This window comes from Pantoea anthophila, assembly GCF_026104315.1.
Classification (GTDB): Bacteria; Pseudomonadota; Gammaproteobacteria; order Enterobacterales; family Enterobacteriaceae; genus Pantoea; species Pantoea anthophila.
Genome location: NZ_CP110473.1, coordinates 3,221,851 through 3,243,522 on the forward strand (window position 1 = coordinate 3,221,851; position 21,672 = coordinate 3,243,522).

Here is a 21,672-nt window from a genome sequence, read left to right on the forward strand (position 1 = left end):
GATTCTTGCCCCTTAGTGTGTCGGCAGCGTGACATTATCTGATTTCTTGTTAAGGATACTAAACAAAATACGGTTTATGGCTGGCACCGCGTGGCAGTTCAGGCTATTGTGACCGCCTCAGACATCCCCTTTTCTGGAGTGTAAGCCTATGTCTTCTCGTGGTTATGATCCCGACAGCCGCCGTCAGGCGCTGATTAAACGCATTGAAAGTGACATCCCGGATGCCGTTGCGCTGGCGTTAAAGGAGGATCTCGGTGGAGAGATCGACGCCGACCGCGATATCACCGCACAGCTGTTACCGGCCGATACCCAGGCCCATGCGCAGGTCATCACCCGCGAAGCCGGTGTTTTCTGTGGTAAACGCTGGGTCGAAGAGGTGTTTATTCAGCTGGGCGCGCACGCCACCCTGAACTGGCACGTCAGTGATGGCGATCCGATCAAGGCTGACCAGCTGCTGTTTGAAATTGAAGGCCCGGCCCGCCTGCTGCTGACCGCCGAGCGGACGGCGCTCAATTTTGTGCAGACGCTCTCCGGCGTGGCGACCGAAGTCAGCCGCTATGTTGCGCTGCTGGCAGGCAGCCAGACCCAGCTGCTGGACACGCGCAAAACCCTGCCCGGCCTGCGGACGGCGCTGAAATATGCCGTGCTCTGCGGTGGCGGCAGCAATCACCGGCTCGGCCTCTCTGACGCCTATCTGATCAAAGAGAATCATATTATCGCCAGCGGGTCGATTGCTCAGGCGGTGGAAAGAGCGCAGTGGTTACAGCCGGACGTGCCGGTTGAAGTTGAGGTGGAATCGCTGGAGGAGTTACGCCAGGCGCTGGAGGCCGCCGCTGACATTGTCATGCTGGATAACTTCAGCCTGGAGGAGATGCGGGCCGCCGTCGAACTGAATCAGGGGCGGACGCTGCTGGAAGTTTCCGGCAACGTTACCGAAGCCACCCTGCCGCAGATCGCCCTGACCGGCGTGGACTACGTTTCGGTTGGCGCACTGACCAAACATGTCCGGGCGCTGGATCTCTCGATGCGTTTTCAGCAAAAGTAAACCGCAGCGGCACGGTCAGTGCCGCAGCCTCTGTCCGCGCATTCTGCTGACCCGCCCGCGCGGCCACACATTTTGCGACCTCGCTTACAGCGCCATTGCTACTGCGCTGTAACGACGCACATTCTTTCGGTGATCCTTTCCAGCCTGAAAACTCGCCACTGTTTTTCACCGCCCCCGCTTTCTACCCTGTCGCCTTCTTAATCAGGAGACGATGGAATGAACTATCAACGTGGATTTACGCTGGTTGAACTGATGATTGTGGTCGGCATTGTGGCGATTCTGAGTGCCATTGGCCTGCCCGCCTATCAAAACTATCTGCAGCGCGCCGCGCTCACCGACATGCTGCAAACGATGGTGCCCTATAAAACCGCCGTCGAACTCTGTGCCATGGAGCGCGGCGGCCCGACGCAGTGTCAGGCCGGACAGGCTGGTATCCCCGCTGCGAAAGGATCGCGCTACGTTTCGGCACTGAGCGTCACTAACGGGGTGATTACGCTGACCGGCCAGGAGAGTCTGAATGGCCTGAGCGTTGAAATGGTGCCGATTCATGATGCCACGGATGGCAGCATCAGCTGGCAGCGCAGCTGCACCAGCAGCAACAACAATCTGCGCGACAATTGCCTGGAACAGTTCCGCTTTGCGGATAAAGGGGCCAGCAATGAATCCGCCTGACGACGCAATAACAGCACTCTGCCAGCGCTATCGCGCGCTGATTTTGCAGCATGATGCCGATCGGTTACGCGTTGCCGTGGCGGAGAGCGTTCCGCCCGGCCTCTCTGAAGCGCTTCACTTTGCCAGTCAGTGTCAGATTGACATTGAATGCTGGCCTCAGGCCCGCCTGGATCAACGTCAGCATGCCGACACGGGGCGGGTCGCGCGCGAAGAGACACCCGCTGAATCGGCGATTGAAGCCGCCGAGCTGATTCTGCGTCAGGCGCTGGAACGTCGCGCCTCGGATGTGCATATCGAACCCGGCGCTGAGGGGATGCGGGTGCGGCTGCGCATTGACGGTGTCCTTCACCCGCTCTCTTCCCTGCCTGTGACGCAGCCTGCGGCGCTGCTGGCGCGCCTGAAAATCCTCGGCGGACTGGATATTGCCGAACGCCGGTTGCCCCAGGATGGTCAGTTCAGTCTGGCGATCGCCGGTCAGTCAGCCTCCTTTCGTCTGGCAACGTTACCCGTGTATGGCGGTGAAAAAGCGGTCATCCGGCTGTTGCAGAGTGAAAGCGCGGCGCTGTCACTGGATAAGCTCGGCCTCCCTCCTGCGCAGCTGCGCCTCTTCACGGCGGCGCTGGCCCAGCCGCAGGGGCTGATACTGGTCACCGGGCCGACCGGCAGCGGCAAGACATTTACCCTCTACAGTGGACTCAGCGCCCTGAACCGGCCGGAAAAAAACCTGTGTAGCGTGGAAGATCCGATTGAAATCCCGCTGTCCGGCATTAATCAGACGCAGATCCATAACCGCAAGGGGCTGGATTTTAACCGTGTGCTGCGGGCGTTACTGAGACAGGATCCGGACGTCATTATGGTCGGAGAGATCCGCGATGCCGAAACGGCAGAGATTGCAGTGAAGGCAGCGCAGACCGGCCATCTGGTGCTTTCAACCCTGCACACCAACTCCACCGCCGAGACGCTGACGCGGCTGCGGCAGATGGGCATCCCCGGTTATCTGCTGGGCCCGGCGCTGAAGCTGATCGTGGCTCAGCGTTTGGTCCGGCGCCTCTGCCCCCATTGCCGTCAGCCAGCCCAGGCGGTGGCGCACTACCCTGCAGAAATCTGGCCCGGCACGCTGCAAACCTGGCGGGCACCCGGTTGCGATCACTGTTTCTCCGGCTACTTTGGCCGGCTGGCGCTGTTTGAACTGCTGCCGATCAATGCCAGGCTACAGAATGCCATTGCTGCTGAGATGCCGCTGGATAATCTGCTCACGCTGGCAAAACAGCAGGGATTGCGCACCCTGCTGGTTTCCGGTCTGGAAGCCGTAAGTCGGGGCGACACCTCGCTGGAAGAGATGCAGCGGGTCATCGGGCTGGACGATGGCTGATGCAGCGCTGTTCCGCTGGCAGGCGGTAGATAGCCAGGGGCAGTTGCGCAGTGGTCAGCTGCTGGCGGTTGACAGTGAAACTCTGCTGCGGGTGCTGGCGCAGCGCGACCTGCTGCCCGTGAGCTGGAAGCGGGAAAAGGGCTGGCGTCAGTCGGAATGGAAGTGGCAGCAGAAGAGCGATCTGATACGCCAGCTGGCCACCCTACTCAAAGCCGGTCTGCCGCTGGCAGAGAGTCTGGCGTTACTGGCTGAGGGGCATCCGCATGCAGGCTGGAGGGCATTGTTGCTCGCCCTGCATTATCGGGTGCTCAGCGGCGCCCCTTTTTCTCAGGCATTACGTGAATGGCCACAGATTTTTCCGGCGCTCTATCCGGCACTGATGGAGGTGGGTGAACTGACCGGTCAGCTCGATGTCTGCTGCGATGAGCTGGCCCGTCAGCAGATCCGGCAACAGCAGTTAGGTCAGCAGGTGGTGAAAGCGTTGCGTTATCCGCTGTTCATCCTGCTGGTGGCTCTCGCTGTCACCTGCGGCATGCTGCTGTTTGTGCTGCCTGAGTTCGTTGCCGTCTATGACGCCTTTGACGCGCCCCTGCCCGCCTTTACGGCAGCGGTGATGCAGCTATCAGCCCAGCTTCAGGCATGGGGAGGCGTCCTCGCTTTCGGCGTAACGCTGATACTGGCGATTGTGTTTCAGTTGCGACGGCGCTCTGCGGAGTGGCAGCGCCGCGAACAGGCGCTTTTGCTGCGCCTCCCCCTGCTTGCCGGATTATGGCAGGGGATGCAGCTGACACAGATCTATACCATCCTGACGCTGACGCAGCGTGCCGGGTTGACCCTGTTGCAGGGACTGGCCGCCGCAGAAGTGACGCTCTCTGCCCTGCTCTGGCGGGAGGCCATGGCCGCCCTCCAGCAGCACATTGCTCAGGGTCATCCCCTGCATCAGGCATTGATGCATCACTCGCTGTTCACGCCGTTATGTGGTCAGCTGATTCGGGTCGGCGAAGAGGCGGGGGCACTGGATGTGATGCTGGCGCGTCTGGCGGAGTGGCACGAGGCAGAGACCCGCAAACGTGCTGATACCCTGGCGGCGTCGCTGGAGCCGATCATGATGGTGGTCATTGGCGCTATCGTCGGCTCGCTGGTGGTAGCGATGTATCTGCCCGTATTCGGTCTGGGTGATGCGATGCATTAAGGGGCGCCGGATGCGCCCCGGACGATTACCGGTTGAATACGCGGTTTTCCTGCTCATTGACCCGGATGAAGGTCGTGCGCTTGGTCAGCTCTTTCAGACGCTCAGCCCCGACGTAGGTGCAGGCGGACCGCAAACCTCCCAGAATATCCCGTGCAGTATCAGCCACCGGGCCACGTAGTGGCAGCTTCACCGTTTTAACTTCGGCGGCCCGATACTGGGCGACACCGCCGACATGACGTTTCATCGCCGATTCAGAACTCATGCCGTAAAACAGCATGAAGCTTTCGCCATTTTCTTCGACGACCTGCCCTTCACACTCATCGTGTGCCGCCAGCATGCCTCCCAGCATCACAAAGTCCGCTCCGCCACCAAAAGCTTTCGCAATATCGCCTGGCACCGAACAGCCGCCATCACTGACAATCTGTCCACTTAAGCCATGGGCCGCATCGGCACATTCAATGACGGCAGAAAGCTGCGGATAGCCCACGCCGGTTTTCACCCGGGTCGTGCAAACTGACCCCGGACCGATGCCAACCTTAACGATATCCGCGCCCGACAGAATCAGCTCTTCCACCATCTCCCCTGTCACCACATTACCGGCACAGATGGTTTTCGCCGGGAACATCTCACGAGCGCGCTGCAGAAAATCAACAAAATGCTGCGAGTAACCGTTGGCCACGTCGATGCAGATAAACTGCAGATCGTCGGACAGCGCCATAATGGCGACCAGCTTGTTCAGATCGTTTTCAGAGGTGCCGGTTGACACCATCACATGCTTCAGAACCGTGGCGGGGACGCGCTGAATAAACGCCCGCCACTCCTCCACGCTGTAGTGCTTGTGAACGGCGGTGAGAATATCAAAACTGGCCAGCGCCTCAGCCATTAAAAAGGTGCCGACGGTATCCATGTTGGCCGCGATAATCGGGATGCCGCTCCAGCTCAGGCGGGAGTGCCGGAAGGTGAAGCTGCGTTCCAGCTCGACCTGCGAGCGGCTTTGCAGCGTGGAGCGTTTGGGCCGGATTAAGACATCTTTAAAGCCCAGTTTCAGATCTTCTTCAATACGCATAAACAGTGTCCTGGTAGGTGGCAACAACTCGCCGTTCGCGAAATAAGCACGGTTCCAGTGACGTTATATTACGCGCCTCTGGCGACGCGACAAGACTGCGAATTTCACTTTATTTACGCTACAATCCGTAAAATTTATTGCTGCTCTACTGGTGTGATCTGTCGCTCATTTTTGCGTTTTTTATTCAGATCATTACCCTGAACCTATGTCCATATGAGAAGCCAGGTGAGAAACATGCCCTATACCGTCGCGCTCACAGGAGGAATCGGCAGTGGTAAAAGCACGATAGCCGGAGCCTTTGCTGCGCTTGGTGTGGAAATTATTGATGCTGACCTGATCGCACGCGAAGTGGTCGAGCCGGGCACTCCCGCTCTGCAGGCCATTGAGGCGCGCTTCGGCGCATCGATCGTGACCGGACAGGGAACGCTTGACCGTGCCCGCCTGCGCGAAATTATTTTTCAGCAGCCCGAACAGAAAAGCTGGTTAAACGCGCTGCTGCACCCGCTGATTAACGCCCGGACGCGACAGCTGATCGCCCAGGCGGCCTCACCTTATGTGCTCTGGGTGGTACCACTACTGGTAGAAAATCAGTTACAGCACCAGGCTGATCGGGTGCTGGTCGTGGATGCTGATGAGGAGACGCAGTTAGCCCGTACCCGACAGCGCGATGGGCTCTCCCTGGAGCAGGCGCAACGTATTCTTTCCGCGCAGGCGACGCGCCAGCAGCGCCTCGCCTGTGCCGACGATATTATTGATAACAGTGGCGAGCCCGATGACGCCTTGCCACAGGTTGCCGGACTTCACCAGCGCTACCTCCGGCTGGCGGCAACGAAACAGGATTAATAACATGAGCACACCCGTTCTGTTTGAACACCCACTGAATGAAAAAATGCGGACCTGGCTACGGGTTGAGTTTTTAATTAATCAGTTAGACGAAACGACCCCGCTGGATAAAACCGTCAATGCACTGACCTTTTTCCGCCTCACTGGCGAGTTGCTCGACATTTTCGAGCGGGGCGATATTCGCACAGAGCTGCTGAAAGAGCTGGAGCGTCAGCAGCAGAAATTACGCGCCTGGGCGGATGTGCCGGGTGTCGATATGACGCGGGTTGATGCCCTGAGCGATAAACTCAAAAGTCAGTCAACCCGGTTGATGAATGCACCACGGATGGGGCAGCAACTCCGCGAGGATCGTCTCATTGCCCTGGTTCGCCAGCGTCTGAGCATTCCTGGCGGCTGCTGCAGTTTTGATTTGCCGGGTCTGCACATCTGGCTGCATCTGCCACAGGAAGTCCGCGATGCGCAGGTTGAAGCCTGGATGCAGACCCTGGAGCCACTCCATCATGCCCTGGCGATGGTACTGGATTTGATCCGCCAGTCGGGTTCGTTCCATACGCAGACCAGCCTCAATGGCTTTTATCAGGATAATGCCGAGGATGCCGATCTGCTGCGACTGCAGCTGTCGCTGGACGATGCGCTCTATCCACAGGTGTCCGGCCACAAAAGCCGCTACGCCATTCGTTTTATGCCGCTGGACAGCGAGCGCGGCGAAGTGCCCGCCCGCCTTAACTTCCAGCTGGCCTGTTGTTAGAGGTAACTATGCAGCAAGAAGTCATGACCGTCTCCTGTCCGCAGTGCGGCAAAAAGGTGATCTGGGATGAACTCAGCCCGTTTCGGCCGTTTTGCAGTAAGCGCTGTCAGCTAATCGATTTAGGGGAATGGGCTGCCGAAGAGAAACGCATTCCCAGCAGCGATGATATGAACGACAGTGAAAACTGGAGCGAAGAAGATCGCTGACAGAAGGATGGGGCGCACTGCCCCATCCGCTCAGAGCTCGCCGGCGACCAGACGCGCAATCAGCTGATGATTCGCGGCCGGAAATTCGTCGGCGACCAGCGCCTGCTGATCAACCCAGCGCTGCGGCTGTCCCTCTTTACCCCACGGCTCTCCCTTCCAGCCTTCGACCAGAAAGAAATGCAGCGTCACGCGCAGATCGTCATAGGTGTGGTCGGCATGACCAATCGGACGCGCATCGGTCACTTCAATACCGGTTTCTTCGTGGAGTTCTCTGACGAGCCCCTCTTCCGCGCTTTCGCCCGCTTCAATCTTACCGCCGGGAAACTCCCATTTGTTCGCCATGTAAGACGTTGACGCGCGCTGGGCAAGGAAAATTTGTTTACTGGCATTGCGAATGATGCCAACCGCAACCTGCAGGTGCTTCATGGAAACTGTCCGGTCGTAATGAGTGAGGGCTGATTTTAGAACATGCTATAGCGGAAGTTAACCGCTTTACGTCTGCTCTGGCGAGATGGGCCGCGGGCATAAAAAAAGGAGCCAGCGGCTCCTTTTTCATCAGCATTGCGTATCAGGCGATACGGCCATGACACTGCTTGTATTTCTTACCGGAACCACATGGGCAGGGATCGTTGCGGCCGACTTTACGTTCACCGCTCTGCTCTGCCGCCGGTTCTGCCAGCGCATCCTCTTCTACGTGGCTCAGCTGCTGCTGCTGCGCCAGACGCTCGGCTTCTTCACGACGCTGCTGCTCCATCGCTTCAACCTCTTCAGGCATACGCACCTGAACCTTGCTCAGGGTACTGATCACTTCATACTTCAGTGATTCCAGCATCGCAGCGAACATGGCGAAGGATTCGCGCTTGTACTCCTGCTTCGGATCTTTCTGCGCATAGCCACGCAGATGGATGCCCTGACGCAGATAGTCCATCGCAGCCAGATGCTCTTTCCACAGCGAATCCAGCGTCTGGAGCATCACGCCTTTTTCGAAGTTACGCATCATCTCGGCACCGACGATCTCTTCTTTGGCAGCATAGCTCTCGGTCGCGTGGGTCATGATGCGCTCACGCAGCACTTCTTCGTGCAGATCCGGCTCTTTATCCAGCCATTCCGCAATCGGCAGGTTAAGATCGAAGTCGGCGCGCAGACGCTCTTCCAGCCCTGGCACGTCCCACATCTCCTCCAGTGACTGCGGCGGAATGTAGGTATCGATGGTCGCTTTGTAGACATCGTGGCGAATGCTGTTAATGGTTTCGCTCACATCAGAGACATCCAGCAGCTCATTACGCTGGCTGTAGATAGCGCGACGCTGATCGTTTGCCACATCATCATATTCCAGCAGCTGCTTACGAATATCGAAGTTACGGCTTTCAACTTTGCGCTGAGCATTGGCGATCGCTTTGGTCACCCATGGATGCTCAATCGCCTCGCCAGGCTTCATGCCCAGTTTACGCATCATATTCGACACGCGATCGGAGGCAAAAATACGCATCAGCGCATCTTCCATTGAGAGGTAGAAGCGTGAGGAACCGGCATCACCCTGACGACCTGCGCGACCACGCAGCTGGTTGTCGATACGGCGGGACTCATGACGCTCGGTACCGACGATGTGCAAACCCCCTGATGCCAGAACCGCATCGTGACGAACCTTCCAGGCCGCTTTGATCTCTTCGATCTGCGCTTCGGTCGGATTCTCCAGCGCCGCCACATCGGCATGCCAGCTGCCGCCCAGCATAATGTCTGTACCACGACCCGCCATGTTGGTGGCGATCGTTACCGCACCCGGCTGACCCGCCTGCGCCACGATATCCGCTTCGCGGGCGTGGAACTTGGCGTTCAGAACGTTGTGTTTGATACCCGCACGGGTCAGTTCGTTAGAGACCACTTCTGATTTTTCAATCGAGATCGTCCCCACCAGCACCGGCTGACCGTTAGCAGTACGCTCACGGATATCTTCGATAATAGCGTCGATCTTCTCTTTCTCGGTCATGTAGACCAGGTCAGCCAGATCTTTACGTACCATCGGACGGTTGGTCGGCACCACGATAGTGTCGAGTTTATAGATGGAGCTGAATTCGAACGCTTCAGTGTCTGCGGTACCGGTCATACCGGCCAGCTTCTCGTAGATACGGAAGTAGTTCTGGAAAGTGATAGAGGCCAGCGTCTGGTTCTCGTTCTGAATCTCTACCCCTTCTTTGGCTTCAATCGCCTGATGCAGACCATCGGACCAGCGACGACCCTGCATGGTACGGCCGGTGTGTTCATCAACAATCACGACCTCGCCATCTTTGACGATATAGTCCACGTCGCGGGTGAAGAGCGCATGAGCACGCAGCGCCGCCGTAACGTGATGCATCAGCATGATGTTGGTCGGTGAATAGAGTGACTCACCCGCTTCCATGATGCCCTGGCTGACCAGCAGCTCTTCCACCTTAACCAGACCGCGCTCGGACATGTGAGCCTGACGCGCTTTCTCATCGACCCAGAAGTCACCTTCACCCTGATGAGTTTCGTTATCTTCCTTATCCTGACGAACCAGATGAGGGATGATTTTGTTCACTTTGGTGTAGAGGTCAGAACTGTCTTCTGCCGGACCGGAGATAATCAGCGGCGTACGCGCTTCATCGATCAGGATGGAGTCGACCTCATCCACCAGCGCGTAGTGCAGTTTACGCTGTACGCGCTCTTCCGGGCTGAAAGCCATATTGTCGCGCAGGTAGTCGAAGCCATACTCGTTGTTGGTGCCGTAGGTAATGTCTGCAGCGTAGGCTTCGCGCTTCGCTACCGCAGGCAGGCCCGACATGTTGATACCAATGCTCAGGCCAAGGAACTCGAACAGGGGACGGTTGTTTTCCGCATCGCGCTGAGCCAGATAGTCATTGACGGTCACCACGTGAACGCCCTTGCCGGAGAGTGCGTTCAGGTAGGCTGGCAGGGTCGCGGTCAGGGTTTTACCTTCACCGGTGCGCATCTCAGCGATGCAGCGGTCGTTCAGCACCATGCCGCCGATCAGCTGAACGTCGAAGTGACGCATGCCAAACACACGTTTACTGGCTTCACGCACCGTCGCAAAGGCTTCAGGAATCAGGCTCTCCAGCGATTCACCTTTTTTCAGGCGCTCGCGGAACTCGTCCGTTTTGGCTTTCAGTTCATCATCAGAGAGCTTCTCGAAATCAGGCTCCATCTTGTTGATGACATCTACCACTTTGCGCATGCGGCGCAGCGTACGATCGTTGCTGCTGCCAAAAACCTTGGTCAATATTTTGCTTAACATAATCAATAGTTTCTCAATTCAGCCGGCGCTTGCCGGACTGCGAAATCTTAACAGAGTGAATAAAACCAAAAATATTAGCAGAACAATCGGGCAGGTCCGGCGCGAATGCCATGCACGCTGGCATGCCACTCAACCCATGAGCGGGTGAAAAGCGGGGGTGCCGTCATCAGCTGCGGGGCGGTATGCCGCGCAGAATGAGACGTCAGTAAGTTATGCAGTGAATCAATCAGCGCCAGCTTTTGTGCCGCCAGCGGTAAAATCTGTGGCTCCGCCTGGGCCTGTGGCGCCAGCGTGAACGAAAGATGACGGATAACCGTACGGATGGCGTGCTGATGCCAGTAATCCACGCTGAAGCTGGGACGGCGGGACGCTTCCTGAAGCCGTATCAGGTGGTCAAAACGTGCGGCACTGCCCAGAAAAAGGCTGCTGGCCGGAGATTCTGAAGAGGTGCTGAGTTCTGAGTTTTGCGCACAGGCTGGCAGGCCAAAGCTGGCCGCGACCATCCCTAACAGGAGATGGGGCCAGAAATAGCGTCTACCCAATTGTCGCCAGCGCTGAAGAATCCCGATCACACCCTTTCCATTGCGCATGCTCCTGCGCCTTTGTTTTCGTTCAACCGCCGCATGCTGCAACGGATTTCGGCCTGTAAAAGCGCCACAGATAGTATCATTAATGTGGGGCATCCACACCTGAGATTAAAGTGGCGGTGTGAGAAAAGGCGAGCGATTGTTCAGCAATTCAGCAGAACAGACAAGGTGTTACGAGAGAGGTCACACTATTGCGATGGAGAAGATGGGGGCAATAAAAAACGGCTGGCGCCGCTGACCGGAGAGGGTGTCAGCATAACCAGCCGTTTCGCGTTCCGGGGTAATTAAGCCAGAACCAGATTCGGTGCTTTGAATGCCAGCGGCAGTTCAGCTTCGTCTTCGAAGGTTGCCCATTCCCAGGCTTCCTGCTTAGCCAGAACCGCTTGCAGCAGCTTGTTGTTCAGTGCGTGGCCTGATTTGAATGCAGTAAATGCACCAATGATGTTGTGACCACACATAAACAGGTCGCCGATAGCGTCCAGCATTTTGTGACGGACAAACTCGTCTTCAAAACGCAGGCCTTCTTCATTCAGTACGCGGAAATCATCCAGACCTATCGCACAATCTAAGCTACCGCCCAGGCACAGGCCTTTAGACTGCAGATATTCGATTTCACGCATAAAGCCAAATGTACGCGCCCGGCTGATCTGACGAACAAAGGCATCAGCAGAGAAGTTCATCGCATAACGCTGTGAGCTGGAATCGATAGCCGGGTGTTTGAAGTCGATGGTGAAATCAAGCGAGAAACCGTTGTACGGTTTGATCTCGGCCCATTTATCACCCTCTTCCACACGCACGGTCTGCTTAACGCGCACAAATTTCTTCGCGCTGTTGAGCTGCTCGATACCCGCATCCATCAGCAGATAGATAAACGGTGCTGCGCTGCCATCCATGATCGGGATTTCCGGAGCATCGACTTCAACAATAATGTTATCGATACCCAGACCGGCCAGGGCGGCATTGAGGTGTTCGACCGTTGAAATACGCACGCCGTCATCATTCACCAGGCAGGTACTCAGCATGGTGTCGCGCACGTATTTTGCATCAGCCGGAAAATCTACCGGTGGATTCAAGTCGGTGCGACGATAGATGACCCCGGTGTTAGCCGACGCAGGGCGTAATGTCAGGGTGACTTTTTTGCCGGTATGCAAACCGACACCCGTCGCCTGAACAATACGTTTTAATGTCCTTTGTTTGATCATCGCATTATCTCGCAATATTACCTTTCCGACCGCCAGTATACTTTACCAGCGGGCAGACACTTTAGCACAAAGAGCGGAGAACCCCAATTATAGGGTTAATCCTAATCGGCCTGCTTGCGTAAAAAGGCCGGAATATCAAGATAGTCGGGCTCTTTGTTCGACTGCGCAGCCTGGTCGTTAACCACTTTAGCAGCGGGTTTCTGCTCCTGCGGCAGCGGTGACATACCGTGCTGCTGATAGCGATGATCCATCACAGGCTGGCTGGCTGGCTTGTTAGTGACCAGCGTAATTTCCGGACGCTTGTCCATGCCGATACCGGTTGCCACCACGGTGACGCGCAGTTCGTCGTTCATTTCCGGATCCAGCGAGGTGCCGATAACCACGGTTGCGTTGTCAGAAGCGAAGGCGCGGATGGTGTTACCCACGGTTTCGAACTCATCCAGACGCAGATCGAAGCCTGCCGTAATGTTGACCAGCACGCCACGTGCACCAGACAGGTCGATATCTTCCAGCAGTGGGCTGGAGATTGCCATTTCAGCCGCTTCTTCCGCACGATCTTCACCGCACGCAACGCCTGAACCCATCATCGCATAACCCATTTCAGACATGACGGTACGCACGTCAGCAAAGTCGACGTTCATCAGGCCCGGACGGGTGATCAGCTCGGCAATACCCTGGACTGCACCTTTCAGCACGTCGTTGGCTGCGCCAAACGCATCCAGCAGGGAGATTCCGCGACCCAGCACTTTCAGCAGCTTGTCGTTAGGAATGGTGATCAGTGAATCGACATGTTTAGAGAGTTCAGCGATCCCCTGCTCGGCAAACGCCATGCGTTTTTTGCCTTCGAAGTTGAACGGCTTGGTGACCACGGCCACCGTCAGGATGCCTAAATCCTTTGCCACTTCAGCCACGACAGGCGCTGCACCGGTACCGGTACCGCCGCCCATGCCGGCTGCGATGAACACCATGTCTGCCCCTTCCAGCGCAGAACGCAGTGCTTCGCGATCTTCTTCTGCAGAGTTACGGCCCACTTCCGGGTTCGCACCCGCACCCAGACCTTTGGTAATGTTATTACCGATCTGGATCGTCTGGCCGACCGCTGTTTTACGCAGCGCCTGAGCGTCGGTATTCACAGCAAAGAATTCCACACCTTCGATACGCTCGCGTACCATGTGCTCTACGGCGTTACCGCCGCCGCCACCGACGCCGATGACTTTAATCACCGCGTCGTTGGTTAATTCCATAGGTTCAAACATGATTTCTCTCCGTTATGTGCCTGTCGCCTGGAGATCACTAAAGAAAACAGCATGATCTCCTTTCACAAAAATTAAAACTCTTTTTTTAACCAACTGTTAAAACGCTTGAACCAGTTACCTACTGAGACACGCTTTTCGGTCTCTGCATCACCGTTCATGTGCGACTCTTTGCCATAGTGCAGCAGTCCCACCGCGGTCGAGTAGTACGATTCCTGCGCATAATCAGTCAGGCCAGTAATATTCAGCGGCTGTCCGATACGCACCTGCGTATGGAATACGCGTTGCGCACAGGCCGCCAGTCCTTCAATTTGCGCGGCGCCACCGGTCAGGACAATGCCTGCGGCTAAGTGGTGCTTCACGCCCTGCTGACGCAGTTGTTCCTGTAACTGCAGAATCTCGTCGTTGACCAGATTCAAAAGTTCGGTATAACGCGGCTCAATCACCTCTGCCAGCGTCTGACGCTGCAGGCTGCGCGGTGGACGTCCGCCCACGCTTGGCACTTCAACGTTCTCATCTTTGCCGACAATCGATCCCAGCGCACAGCCATGGCGCACTTTAATCGCCTCCGCATCGGTTGGCGGTGTGCCAAACGCATAGGCGATATCGCTGGTGACGACGTTGCCCGCATACGGAATAACCTTAGTGTGCCGTAAAGCGCCGCCGGTATATACGGCAATGTCCATTGTACCGCCACCAATGTCGACAACACACACGCCTAGCTCACGTTCGTCTTCCGTTAAAACGGCAAAACTGGAGGCGAGACCGGCAAAAATCAGCTGATCGACTTTCAGCCCGCACCGCTCAACGGCTTTCACGATGTTCTTCGCCATGTCGTTGTGACAGGTGATCAGGTGCACTTTCGCCTGCATACGCACGCCGGAAAGGCCGACCGGGTTCTTAATCCCTTCCTGATAGTCGATGGCATATTCCTGAGGAATCACGTGCAGGATGCGATGCTCATCACGCACACGCACCGATTTGGCGGTATGCACGACGTTCTCCACATCATCCTGAGTCACTTCCTCTTCCGAAATCGGAACCATCCCGATTTCGTTCTGACAACTGATATGTTTGCCCGATAAAGCAAGGTAGACAGAGGAGATCTGGCAATCTGCCATCAGCTCAGCCTGGTCGATGGCACGCTGAACGCATTTCACCACCGACTCAAGGTCGTTTACGCCACCTTTATCCATACCGCGGGAGGGACAGCTGCCCACCCCAATAATGTTGACCATACCATCGGGCAGAATTTCCCCAACCAGGGCGGCGACCTTCGCAGTGCCGATTTCGAGTCCAACTACCAGTTTTCTGTCCGTTGCCTTGATCATTGTTGTTTAGCCTGTGCCTGGTTCTGTTGCTGATTACTGTCCTGTGGCTCCATCACAACCGGTGTCCAGCCAACAGAAGCGCCCGAGTCGTATCGCAAATCCACGTAGCTGATACGTTTGCTCTCGTTCTGACCTTGCTGTTCCAGCACCGGGTAGAGCTCAATAAAGCGATTCAGTCGTTTCATGGTGTCGCTGCGGCCCAGCTCGATACGAACATCATCGCTGGTGACCAGCTGCCATGAACGCCGGGCCGTCATCGACGCCACCTTCAGAGTAAACTTCCGGGCTTTCAGCACATCATCCATGCTGTGATAGCCCGCCAGGACCTCTTTCTCACTCCCTTCAGGTCCGTACAGCATTGGCAACGTCTCTTTACCAATGTGGCTGGCAGGCACACTGAAGGAAACCCCATCAGCATCCACCATATGCACATCGTTCCAGCGCGCCACTGGCGTGTACTCCACCAGATGAATCTTCAGCTCGTCCGGCCACTGTTTACGCACGCTGACCTGCTTGATCCACGGCAGCCGCTCGATCTGCTGCTGCAGGATGTCGACATTCTGCGACATAAAGGTGCCTGGTGGGCCAAGCGACAGGATCGCCTGGCGGATATCATCGTGCGTGGTGTAGTGCGTCTGCCCCGTTACCACCAGTCTGGATAACGGCAACCGGGACGCATCATTCATCCACTTCAGCACCACCAGCCCGCCGGAAATCATAATCCCGATGACAATCAGCAGGAAAACAATACCGAACAGTCGGGCTCCGTTACTGCGCCCGGTGCGAGTACGCTCCTGCGGTTCACGGTTTCGAACTCTCATCGCCGCCTGTGACATATCAGTCGGCCAGCTCCAGAATATGGGCAACCAGCTGCGGGAAACGCATACCCGCCTGTTTCGCCGCCATCGGAACCAGACTGTGGCTGGTCATGCCCGGTGAGGTGTTGGCTTCCAGCAGCTGAAAGTTCCCCTCTCCGTCGGTCATCACATCAACCCGTCCCCAGCCACGGCATCCCAGCGCACGCCAGGCTGCCAGCACCAGCTGCTGCAATTCTGCTTCCCGTTCGGCACTTAAATCGGCCGGACAGAGATACTGAGTATCGTCAGAAATGTATTTAGCTTCATAGTCATAGAACTCACTGGCGCTCTTAATTTCAATGGCAGGCAGAATACGATCGCCCACAATCGCGACGGTATACTCCGCGCCGCTGAGAAACGCCTCGACCAGCACGTCATTGTCGTGCTTAAACGCCAGTTCCAGTGCAGCAGGCAGCGCGCTCAGATCGTTGACCCGGCTGATGCCCACGCTGGAGCCTTCACAGGCTGGCTTAACAAACAGTGGCAGGCCAAGCGCCGCAATCGCCGCGTCGCTCTCGGCATCCAGCCCGGCATCAAACTGCTGACGTGTCAGCCAGACAAAGCGTCCTGAAGGTAAGCCGCGCCCCTGCCACAGCAGTTTGGTGCGCAGCTTGTCCATGGTGACGGCTGAGGCCATCACGCCGCTGCCCGTGTAGGGCAGTTGCAGAAACTCCAGCACCGCCTGCAGCGAGCCATCTTCGCCACCCCGGCCATGCAGAGCGATAAAGGCTTTGGTAAAGCCCTGCTCTTTCAGCGTGAGAACCGAAACATCACGGGTATCGATGCCATGTGCATCAATGCCCATTTCCCGTAATCCGGCTAACACAGCCTGACCCGAGTTAAGCGACACCTCACGCTCTGCCGAGGTACCGCCCATTAATACGGCAACTTTATCCGCCATGACGATCCTCCGCTTTCTGCTCCGGCTGGAGCTTCGCGTCAGCCAGCTTGCGGGCAACCTTACCGACGTTACCGGCCCCCTGCACCAGAATCAGATCGTTGCCTGACAGCAGCGGTGCCAGCATCTCCGGCAGCGCGTCATGTTCCGGCACCAGAATCGGATCCACTTTGCCCCGGTTGCGAATCGCACGGCAGAGCGAACGGCTGTCTGCGCCCGGAATGGCCGTCTCACCGGCAGAGTAGACATCCAGCATCAGCAGGACATCGACATGTGACAGCACGTTGGCGAAATCATCGAAGAGATCGCGGGTTCGGCTGAAACGGTGCGGCTGAAATACCATGACCAGTTTTTTATCCGGCCAGCCTGCACGCGCCGCTTTGATCGTCGCCTCAACTTCAGTCGGGTGATGACCATAGTCATCCACCAGCATTGCGCTGCCCGGCTGCCCGTTTACCGGTTCGGTCGGGAACTCACCCAGCAGATCAAAGCGACGGCCCGTGCCCTGGAAGCTCTCCAGCGCAGCCAGAATGGCGTTGTCTTCAATGCCCTCTTCACTGGCGACGGCAACCGCGGCGGCCGCATTCAGCGCATTGTGGCGGCCCGGTGCGTTCAGCGTAATCTGCAGCGGCGCTTTATCCTGACGGATCAGGGTGAAATGTCCCTGCGCACCACTCTGCTCATAATTCTCAATGCGCAGGTCAGCGTCATCACTGAAACCGTAGGTGGTAATGTGCCGTCCTACACGTGGGATCAGATCGCGGATCACCGCATCATCCACGCACATCACTGCGCGACCGTAAAACGGCAGGTTGTGCAGGAAGTTAATAAAGGTCTGCTTCAGGTTCTCAAAATCGCCCTGATAAGTGTCCATGTGGTCCGCTTCGATGTTGGTCACAATCGCCACCATCGGCTGCAGATGCAGGAACGACGCGTCACTCTCATCCGCTTCGGCAATCAGATAGCGGCTGTTGCCCAGACGGGCATGGGTGCCTGCTGCTTTAACCAGTCCGCCGTTCACAAAGGTCGGATCCAGCCCGGCTTCCGCATAAATGCTTGAGACCATCGCCGTGGTGGTGGTTTTGCCATGGGTGCCCGCAACGGCGATGCCGTGACGGAATCGCATCAGCTCCGCCAGCATCTCCGCGCGGCGGATGACCGGAATGCGCTGTTCACGCGCCGCCACCAGTTCAGGGTTGTCCTGCGAGACCGCGCTGGAAACCACCACCACGCTGGCATCGTTCACGTTTTCAGGGCGATGGTTAAAATAGATGGTCGCACCCAGCGCTATCAGGTTCTGCGTCACCGGGTTAGGGGCCAGATCTGAACCGCTGATATGGTAGCCTTCATTTGCTAACACTTCGGCAATACCGCCCATGCCAGCACCACCGATGCCGACAAAGTGGATGTGCCGGACGCGACGCATCTCGGGCACGATAGAACGCAGTTTTGCCAATTGTTGTGTATTCATCGCTCTCAATTACCTGCTCTTTCAGTTTGTACCCGGCCCGGGTACAGGTCAGACACGCTGACCGGAATGATTACTTTGCGGCGCGAGCCACTTCCTGTGCGACCCGATCGGTCGCATCGGGGATCGCCACCTGACGGGCCTGCTCAGCCATCGTCAACAGGGTTGCGCGATCCCAGTGGCGTAGCAGATCCGCTACGGCCTCCGCAGTAAACTGCGGCTGCTCAAAAATTCTGGCGGCGCCCGCTTTTTCCAGCGGCAGCGCGTTCCAGTACTGCTGGCGATCCTTGTGCTGAAACGGCACGAAAATCGCCGGTAAACCGGCGGCAGCGACTTCACTCACGGTTAACGCCCCGGAGCGGCAGACCACCACATCGGCCCAGGCATAGGCCGCCGCCATATCATCGATAAACTCGGTGACCCTGTGCTGCGTCTGACCCGCCTGCTGATAGGCTTTCTCAGTTTCGGGCAGCGCCCCTTTACCGGTCTGATGCCACAGGGTGATCTCATCACCCACCAGCGCCGCAATCTGCGGCAGCGTCTGGTTCAGTATCCGTGCGCCCTGACTGCCGCCAATCACCAGCACCCGGATCGGGCCCGACCGGTCGGCCAGCCGTTGTGCCGGCAGAGGCAGCGCCAGCACATCCGTACGCACCGGATTGCCCACTACATCGGCAGCAGGAAAAGCCCCCGGAAACGCCTGCAGCACTTTGGTGGCAATTTTCGCCAGCCATTTGTTAGTCAGTCCGGCAATCCCGTTCTGCTCATGCAGTACCACCGGAATGCCGCAACTCCAGGCCGCCAGGCCACCGGGACCGGAAACGTAGCCGCCCATGCCCAGCACAACATCGGGCTGCCAGGCTTTCATAATGCGGCGCGCCTGACGCCATGCATTGAAGATGCGTATGGGCGCCAGCAGCAGCGCTTTCAGGCCTTTACCACGCAGTCCGCTGATGCGGATAAAGTCGATCTCAATGCCGTGCTTCGGCACCAGATCGGCCTCCATGCGGTCGGCGGTGCCTAACCAGCGAACCTGCCAGCCCTGTTCCATCAGATGATGGGCGACAGCCAGACCGGGAAAAACATGTCCGCCGGTTCCGCCTGCCATCACCATCAATCGCTTACCGCTCATCGACCACCTCGGGTAAACGCCTGCGCTTTCGCCAGGCGCGTTTCATAATCTATGCGTAATAAAAAGACGATGGCGGTCGACATAATGATCAGACTCGAACCACCGTAACTGATCAGCGGCAAGGTCAGGCCTTTAGTCGGTAACATACCGGCTGCAGCCCCAACGTTAACCAGCGCCTGGAAGCTGAACCAGACGCCAATTGAACAGGCTAAAAAGCCGGAAAAACGCTGATCCAGCTCCAGCGCACGTCGGCCAATTGACATCGCACGAAAAGCGACGAAGAATACCATTAAAAGTGCCAATACCACACCGATGTAACCGAGTTCTTCCCCTATGATGGCGAAAATAAAGTCGGTGTGCGCTTCCGGCAGATATTCCAGCTTTTGCACGGAGTTACCGAGCCCCTGTCCCCAGAACTCACCGCGGCCAAAGGCCATCAGCGACTGGGTCAGCTGGTAGCCACTCCCAAACGGATCTTCCCAGGGATTCCAGAACGACGTCACGCGGCGCATACGGTAGGGTTCTGCAATGATAAGCAGGATCACCGCAAAGATACCGGAGCCGATGATCGCCATGAACTGCCACAGCTTGGCCCCCGCCAGGAAGAGCATCGCCAGCGTCGTAACAAACAGCACCACCACCGTTCCCAGGTCGGGCTGCGCCAGCAGTAACACCGCCAGTACGACCATGACGCCCATCGGTTTACAGAAGCCCCAGAAGTTATTACGCACCTCTTCCACTTTGCGCACCAGGTAGCTGGCGAGATAGCAGAACAGGGAGAGCTTCGACAGCTCCGCAGGCTGGATACGCAGCGGACCCAGCGCAATCCAGCGCGATGCACCGTTAACCGAGCTGCCGACCACCAGAACAATCAGCAGCATCACGATCGTGACCATCAGCATCACGTTGCTGTAGCGCTGCCAGAAATCCATTGGCACCCGCAGCGTAACCAGCGCCATGCCCAGCGCCAGCGCAATGTAGAAGGCGTCACGCTTGGCAAAGTAAAAGAGATCGTCATTCAGACGCTGACCGACAGGCATAGAGGCCGAGGTCACCATCACAAAACCAATCACTGCCAGACCGAGCGTCAGCCATAACAGCGTGCGGTCATAGAGCACCAGTGAAGTGTCATCACTTTCACGCGATCCCATGACCCAATCTTTCAGGCGTCCTGAGAAATAGTGAGCCAGTCCGGCGCCAGGAATACGCATCAGCTCAGCTCCTTCGCCAGCTGCGCGAACTGATCGCCGCGCTGCTCAAAGTTACGGAACTGGTCAAGGCTGGCACAGGCGGGCGACAGCAGAACCATATCGCCGGATTTAACCTGAGGCGCGATCTGCTCCATTGCCTGACGCATCGTCTCCGTGCGTACGGCGATCTCAGGACGCAGCGCCGCCAGCGCATCACCGTCGCGGCCAAAACAGTAGAGACGCACATTGTCACCCTGCAGCCAGGGGATCAGCGGCGTAAAGTCGGCTGATTTGCCATCGCCGCCCATCAGCAGCCATAACGTGCCGTTCACCTGCAGACCATTCAGTGCCGCTTCGGTGCTGCCAACATTGGTGGCTTTAGAGTCGTTAATCCAGCGCACGCCCTGATGCTCATGCACCAGCTGGAAGCGATGTGCCAGACCGTTAAAATGCGTTAAAGCGGCCAGGCTGGAGGCGCGTGGCAACCCTACGGCATCAGCCAGGGCCAGCGCCGCCAGTGCATTGGTGTAGTTGTGCTGGCCGGTCATTTTCATTTCAGCGGTGTTCAGCACCTTCTCACCCTTCACCCGCAGCCAGATACTGCCCTGCTGCTTGTTAAGGTGATAGTCACCGAAATCGATGCCAAAGCTGACACAACGGGTGTCCGCCCCGCGAACCGGCATCGTCAGGGCGTCATCGGCGTTAACGATGCAGGTCTGCGCATTCTCGTAAACCCGCAGTTTGGCGGCACGATACTGCTGCATCCCCAGCGGATAGCGATCCATATGATCTTCGCTGACGTTCAGCACGGTTGCCGCCGCGGCTTTCAGGCTGTGCGTAGTCTCAAGCTGAAAACTGGAGAGCTCCAGCACGTAGAGCTGCGCCGGAGACTGTAACAGGCTCAGTGCGGGCAGGCCGATGTTGCCGCCCACACCCACCTGCCAGCCTGCGGCTTTGGCCATCTCGCCCACCAGCGTCGTCACCGTGCTTTTGCCGTTGGAACCGGTAATCGCCACGACAGGCGCCTGCGCCTCGCGGCAAAACAGCTCGATGTCGCCAACGATTTCGATGCCGGCATCTGCTGCTTCGCTGAGAAGCGGATGCGCCAGCGCGATGCCCGGACTGGCAACAATCAGATCGGAGGTCAGCAGCCAGTCGCCGTTAAGACCGCCCAGATGGCGTTCAACCTGCCCGGGCAATTTATCCAGCCCCGGCGGCGAGACACGGGTATCCATCACGCGAGGCGTTACGCCCTGCGCCAGAAAGAAATCAACACAGGAGAGCCCGGTCAGGCCCAGCCCGATGATGACGACTTTTCTACCCCGATAGTCAGCCATGA

The 21,672-nt window shown here is 57.4% G+C and carries 20 protein-coding genes; 7 read left to right on the forward strand and 13 right to left on the reverse strand.

Going from position 1 to position 21,672, the window contains the following annotated elements; translation table 11 throughout:
- Positions 1–148 precede the first annotated feature (148 nt).
- The 4 genes from nadC (at position 149) to hofC (ending at position 4,281) form a co-directional block, all read left to right on the forward strand.
- On the forward strand, positions 149–1,045 hold the full coding sequence (gene nadC / locus OJ965_RS17640; protein ID WP_140028862.1) for a carboxylating nicotinate-nucleotide diphosphorylase: 897 nt from the start codon (positions 149–151) through the stop codon (positions 1,043–1,045).
- A gap of 216 nt (positions 1,046–1,261) precedes the next feature.
- Positions 1,262–1,717: a prepilin peptidase-dependent pilin gene (ppdD, locus tag OJ965_RS17645; RefSeq protein WP_265137210.1), complete on the forward strand. Its 456-nt coding sequence runs from the start codon at positions 1,262–1,264 to the stop codon at positions 1,715–1,717.
- Positions 1,704–3,089 carry a type II secretion system protein GspE gene (gene gspE / locus OJ965_RS17650; protein WP_265137211.1) on the forward strand — a complete coding sequence of 462 codons (1,386 nt, stop codon included), beginning with the start codon at positions 1,704–1,706 and terminating at the stop codon, positions 3,087–3,089. The genes ppdD and gspE overlap by 14 nt, the downstream gene beginning before the upstream one ends.
- A complete protein-coding gene (gene hofC / locus OJ965_RS17655) occupies positions 3,082–4,281 on the forward strand; it encodes a protein transport protein HofC (protein WP_265137212.1) in 1,200 nt (399 codons plus the stop codon). Before gspE ends, hofC begins: the two co-directional genes overlap by 8 nt.
- Positions 4,282–4,306: 25 nt before the next feature.
- Here the strand turns inward: hofC and OJ965_RS17660 are convergent, their stop codons facing one another.
- On the reverse strand, positions 4,307–5,347 hold the full coding sequence (locus tag OJ965_RS17660; RefSeq protein WP_265137213.1) for a GMP reductase: 1,041 nt from the start codon (positions 5,345–5,347) through the stop codon (positions 4,307–4,309).
- A 234-nt stretch (positions 5,348–5,581) separates the two neighbouring features.
- Here OJ965_RS17660 and coaE point away from each other — a divergent pair, with 234 nt between their 5' ends.
- From coaE to yacG, 3 genes are read left to right on the forward strand one after another with little or no spacing between them, the layout of a single operon-like run.
- Positions 5,582–6,190: a dephospho-CoA kinase gene (gene coaE, locus OJ965_RS17665; protein WP_265137214.1), complete on the forward strand. Its 609-nt coding sequence runs from the start codon at positions 5,582–5,584 to the stop codon at positions 6,188–6,190.
- 4 nt (positions 6,191–6,194) lie between these two features.
- Positions 6,195–6,938: a cell division protein ZapD gene (gene zapD / locus OJ965_RS17670; RefSeq protein ID WP_009092116.1), complete on the forward strand. Its 744-nt coding sequence runs from the start codon at positions 6,195–6,197 to the stop codon at positions 6,936–6,938.
- A gap of 8 nt (positions 6,939–6,946) precedes the next feature.
- Positions 6,947–7,144: a DNA gyrase inhibitor YacG gene (gene yacG / locus OJ965_RS17675; protein WP_154928437.1), complete on the forward strand. Its 198-nt coding sequence runs from the start codon at positions 6,947–6,949 to the stop codon at positions 7,142–7,144.
- Positions 7,145–7,174: 30 nt separating this feature from the next.
- Here the strand turns inward: yacG and mutT are convergent, their stop codons facing one another.
- From mutT to murD, 12 genes are all read right to left on the reverse strand, one after another.
- A complete protein-coding gene (gene mutT, locus OJ965_RS17680; RefSeq protein WP_009092119.1) occupies positions 7,175–7,570 on the reverse strand; it encodes an 8-oxo-dGTP diphosphatase MutT in 396 nt (131 codons plus the stop codon).
- A gap of 142 nt (positions 7,571–7,712) precedes the next feature.
- On the reverse strand, positions 7,713–10,415 hold the full coding sequence (secA, locus tag OJ965_RS17685) for a preprotein translocase subunit SecA (RefSeq protein ID WP_009092121.1): 2,703 nt from the start codon (positions 10,413–10,415) through the stop codon (positions 7,713–7,715).
- Between the two features lie 74 nt (positions 10,416–10,489).
- Positions 10,490–10,987, reverse strand: a complete 498-nt coding sequence (gene secM / locus OJ965_RS17690) for a secA translation cis-regulator SecM (RefSeq protein ID WP_265139290.1) — start codon at positions 10,985–10,987, stop codon at positions 10,490–10,492.
- 299 nt (positions 10,988–11,286) lie between these two features.
- A complete protein-coding gene (lpxC, locus tag OJ965_RS17695) occupies positions 11,287–12,204 on the reverse strand; it encodes a UDP-3-O-acyl-N-acetylglucosamine deacetylase (RefSeq protein ID WP_009092125.1) in 918 nt (305 codons plus the stop codon).
- Positions 12,205–12,305: 101 nt separating this feature from the next.
- Complete coding sequence (gene ftsZ, locus OJ965_RS17700; RefSeq protein WP_009092127.1) at positions 12,306–13,460, reverse strand: cell division protein FtsZ; 1,155 nt, start codon at positions 13,458–13,460, stop codon at positions 12,306–12,308.
- 71 nt (positions 13,461–13,531) lie between these two features.
- Positions 13,532–14,788, reverse strand: coding sequence for a cell division protein FtsA (ftsA, locus tag OJ965_RS17705; protein WP_009092129.1), 1,257 nt, complete (start codon positions 14,786–14,788; stop codon positions 13,532–13,534).
- Entirely contained in the window at positions 14,785–15,624 is an 840-nt protein-coding gene (gene ftsQ / locus OJ965_RS17710) for a cell division protein FtsQ (protein ID WP_009092131.1), read from the reverse strand. Before ftsQ ends, ftsA begins: the two co-directional genes overlap by 4 nt.
- A 1-nt stretch (position 15,625) precedes the next feature.
- Positions 15,626–16,546, reverse strand: coding sequence for a D-alanine--D-alanine ligase (locus tag OJ965_RS17715; RefSeq protein WP_167429144.1), 921 nt, complete (start codon positions 16,544–16,546; stop codon positions 15,626–15,628).
- The gene (gene murC / locus OJ965_RS17720) at positions 16,536–18,014 is read right to left on the reverse strand and encodes a UDP-N-acetylmuramate--L-alanine ligase (RefSeq protein ID WP_009092134.1); all 1,479 of its coding nucleotides are present in this window, start codon (positions 18,012–18,014) and stop codon (positions 16,536–16,538) included. The genes OJ965_RS17715 and murC overlap by 11 nt, the downstream gene beginning before the upstream one ends.
- Positions 18,015–18,084: 70 nt before the next feature.
- Positions 18,085–19,143, reverse strand: a complete 1,059-nt coding sequence (gene murG, locus OJ965_RS17725) for an undecaprenyldiphospho-muramoylpentapeptide beta-N-acetylglucosaminyltransferase (protein WP_265137215.1) — start codon at positions 19,141–19,143, stop codon at positions 18,085–18,087.
- A complete protein-coding gene (gene ftsW / locus OJ965_RS17730; RefSeq protein WP_150028635.1) occupies positions 19,140–20,354 on the reverse strand; it encodes a cell division protein FtsW in 1,215 nt (404 codons plus the stop codon). The genes murG and ftsW overlap by 4 nt, the downstream gene beginning before the upstream one ends.
- Positions 20,354–21,670 (reverse strand): UDP-N-acetylmuramoyl-L-alanine--D-glutamate ligase, encoded by a 1,317-nt coding sequence (gene murD, locus OJ965_RS17735; RefSeq protein WP_009092140.1) that lies wholly within the window; start codon positions 21,668–21,670, stop codon positions 20,354–20,356. Before murD ends, ftsW begins: the two co-directional genes overlap by 1 nt.
- Positions 21,671–21,672 lie beyond the last annotated feature (2 nt).

Coding starts and splice junctions, on each gene's coding strand:
- nadC (WP_140028862.1), top strand. CDS start 149: ATGTCTTCTCGTGGTTATGATCCCGACAGCCGCCGTCAGGCGCTGATT.
- murD (WP_009092140.1), bottom strand. CDS start 21,670: ATGGCTGACTATCGGGGTAGAAAAGTCGTCATCATCGGGCTGGGCCTG.
- secA (WP_009092121.1), bottom strand. CDS start 10,415: ATGTTAAGCAAAATATTGACCAAGGTTTTTGGCAGCAGCAACGATCGT.
- ppdD (WP_265137210.1), top strand. CDS start 1,262: ATGAACTATCAACGTGGATTTACGCTGGTTGAACTGATGATTGTGGTC.
- ftsQ (WP_009092131.1), bottom strand. CDS start 15,624: ATGTCACAGGCGGCGATGAGAGTTCGAAACCGTGAACCGCAGGAGCGT.
- murG (WP_265137215.1), bottom strand. CDS start 19,143: ATGAGCGGTAAGCGATTGATGGTGATGGCAGGCGGAACCGGCGGACAT.
- hofC (WP_265137212.1), top strand. CDS start 3,082: ATGGCTGATGCAGCGCTGTTCCGCTGGCAGGCGGTAGATAGCCAGGGG.
- yacG (WP_154928437.1), top strand. CDS start 6,947: ATGCAGCAAGAAGTCATGACCGTCTCCTGTCCGCAGTGCGGCAAAAAG.
- OJ965_RS17660 (WP_265137213.1), bottom strand. CDS start 5,347: ATGCGTATTGAAGAAGATCTGAAACTGGGCTTTAAAGATGTCTTAATC.
- murC (WP_009092134.1), bottom strand. CDS start 18,014: ATGAATACACAACAATTGGCAAAACTGCGTTCTATCGTGCCCGAGATG.
- ftsW (WP_150028635.1), bottom strand. CDS start 20,354: ATGCGTATTCCTGGCGCCGGACTGGCTCACTATTTCTCAGGACGCCTG.
- lpxC (WP_009092125.1), bottom strand. CDS start 12,204: ATGATCAAACAAAGGACATTAAAACGTATTGTTCAGGCGACGGGTGTC.
- coaE (WP_265137214.1), top strand. CDS start 5,582: ATGCCCTATACCGTCGCGCTCACAGGAGGAATCGGCAGTGGTAAAAGC.
- mutT (WP_009092119.1), bottom strand. CDS start 7,570: ATGAAGCACCTGCAGGTTGCGGTTGGCATCATTCGCAATGCCAGTAAA.
- ftsA (WP_009092129.1), bottom strand. CDS start 14,788: ATGATCAAGGCAACGGACAGAAAACTGGTAGTTGGACTCGAAATCGGC.
- zapD (WP_009092116.1), top strand. CDS start 6,195: ATGAGCACACCCGTTCTGTTTGAACACCCACTGAATGAAAAAATGCGG.
- ftsZ (WP_009092127.1), bottom strand. CDS start 13,460: ATGTTTGAACCTATGGAATTAACCAACGACGCGGTGATTAAAGTCATC.
- gspE (WP_265137211.1), top strand. CDS start 1,704: ATGAATCCGCCTGACGACGCAATAACAGCACTCTGCCAGCGCTATCGC.
- OJ965_RS17715 (WP_167429144.1), bottom strand. CDS start 16,546: ATGGCGGATAAAGTTGCCGTATTAATGGGCGGTACCTCGGCAGAGCGT.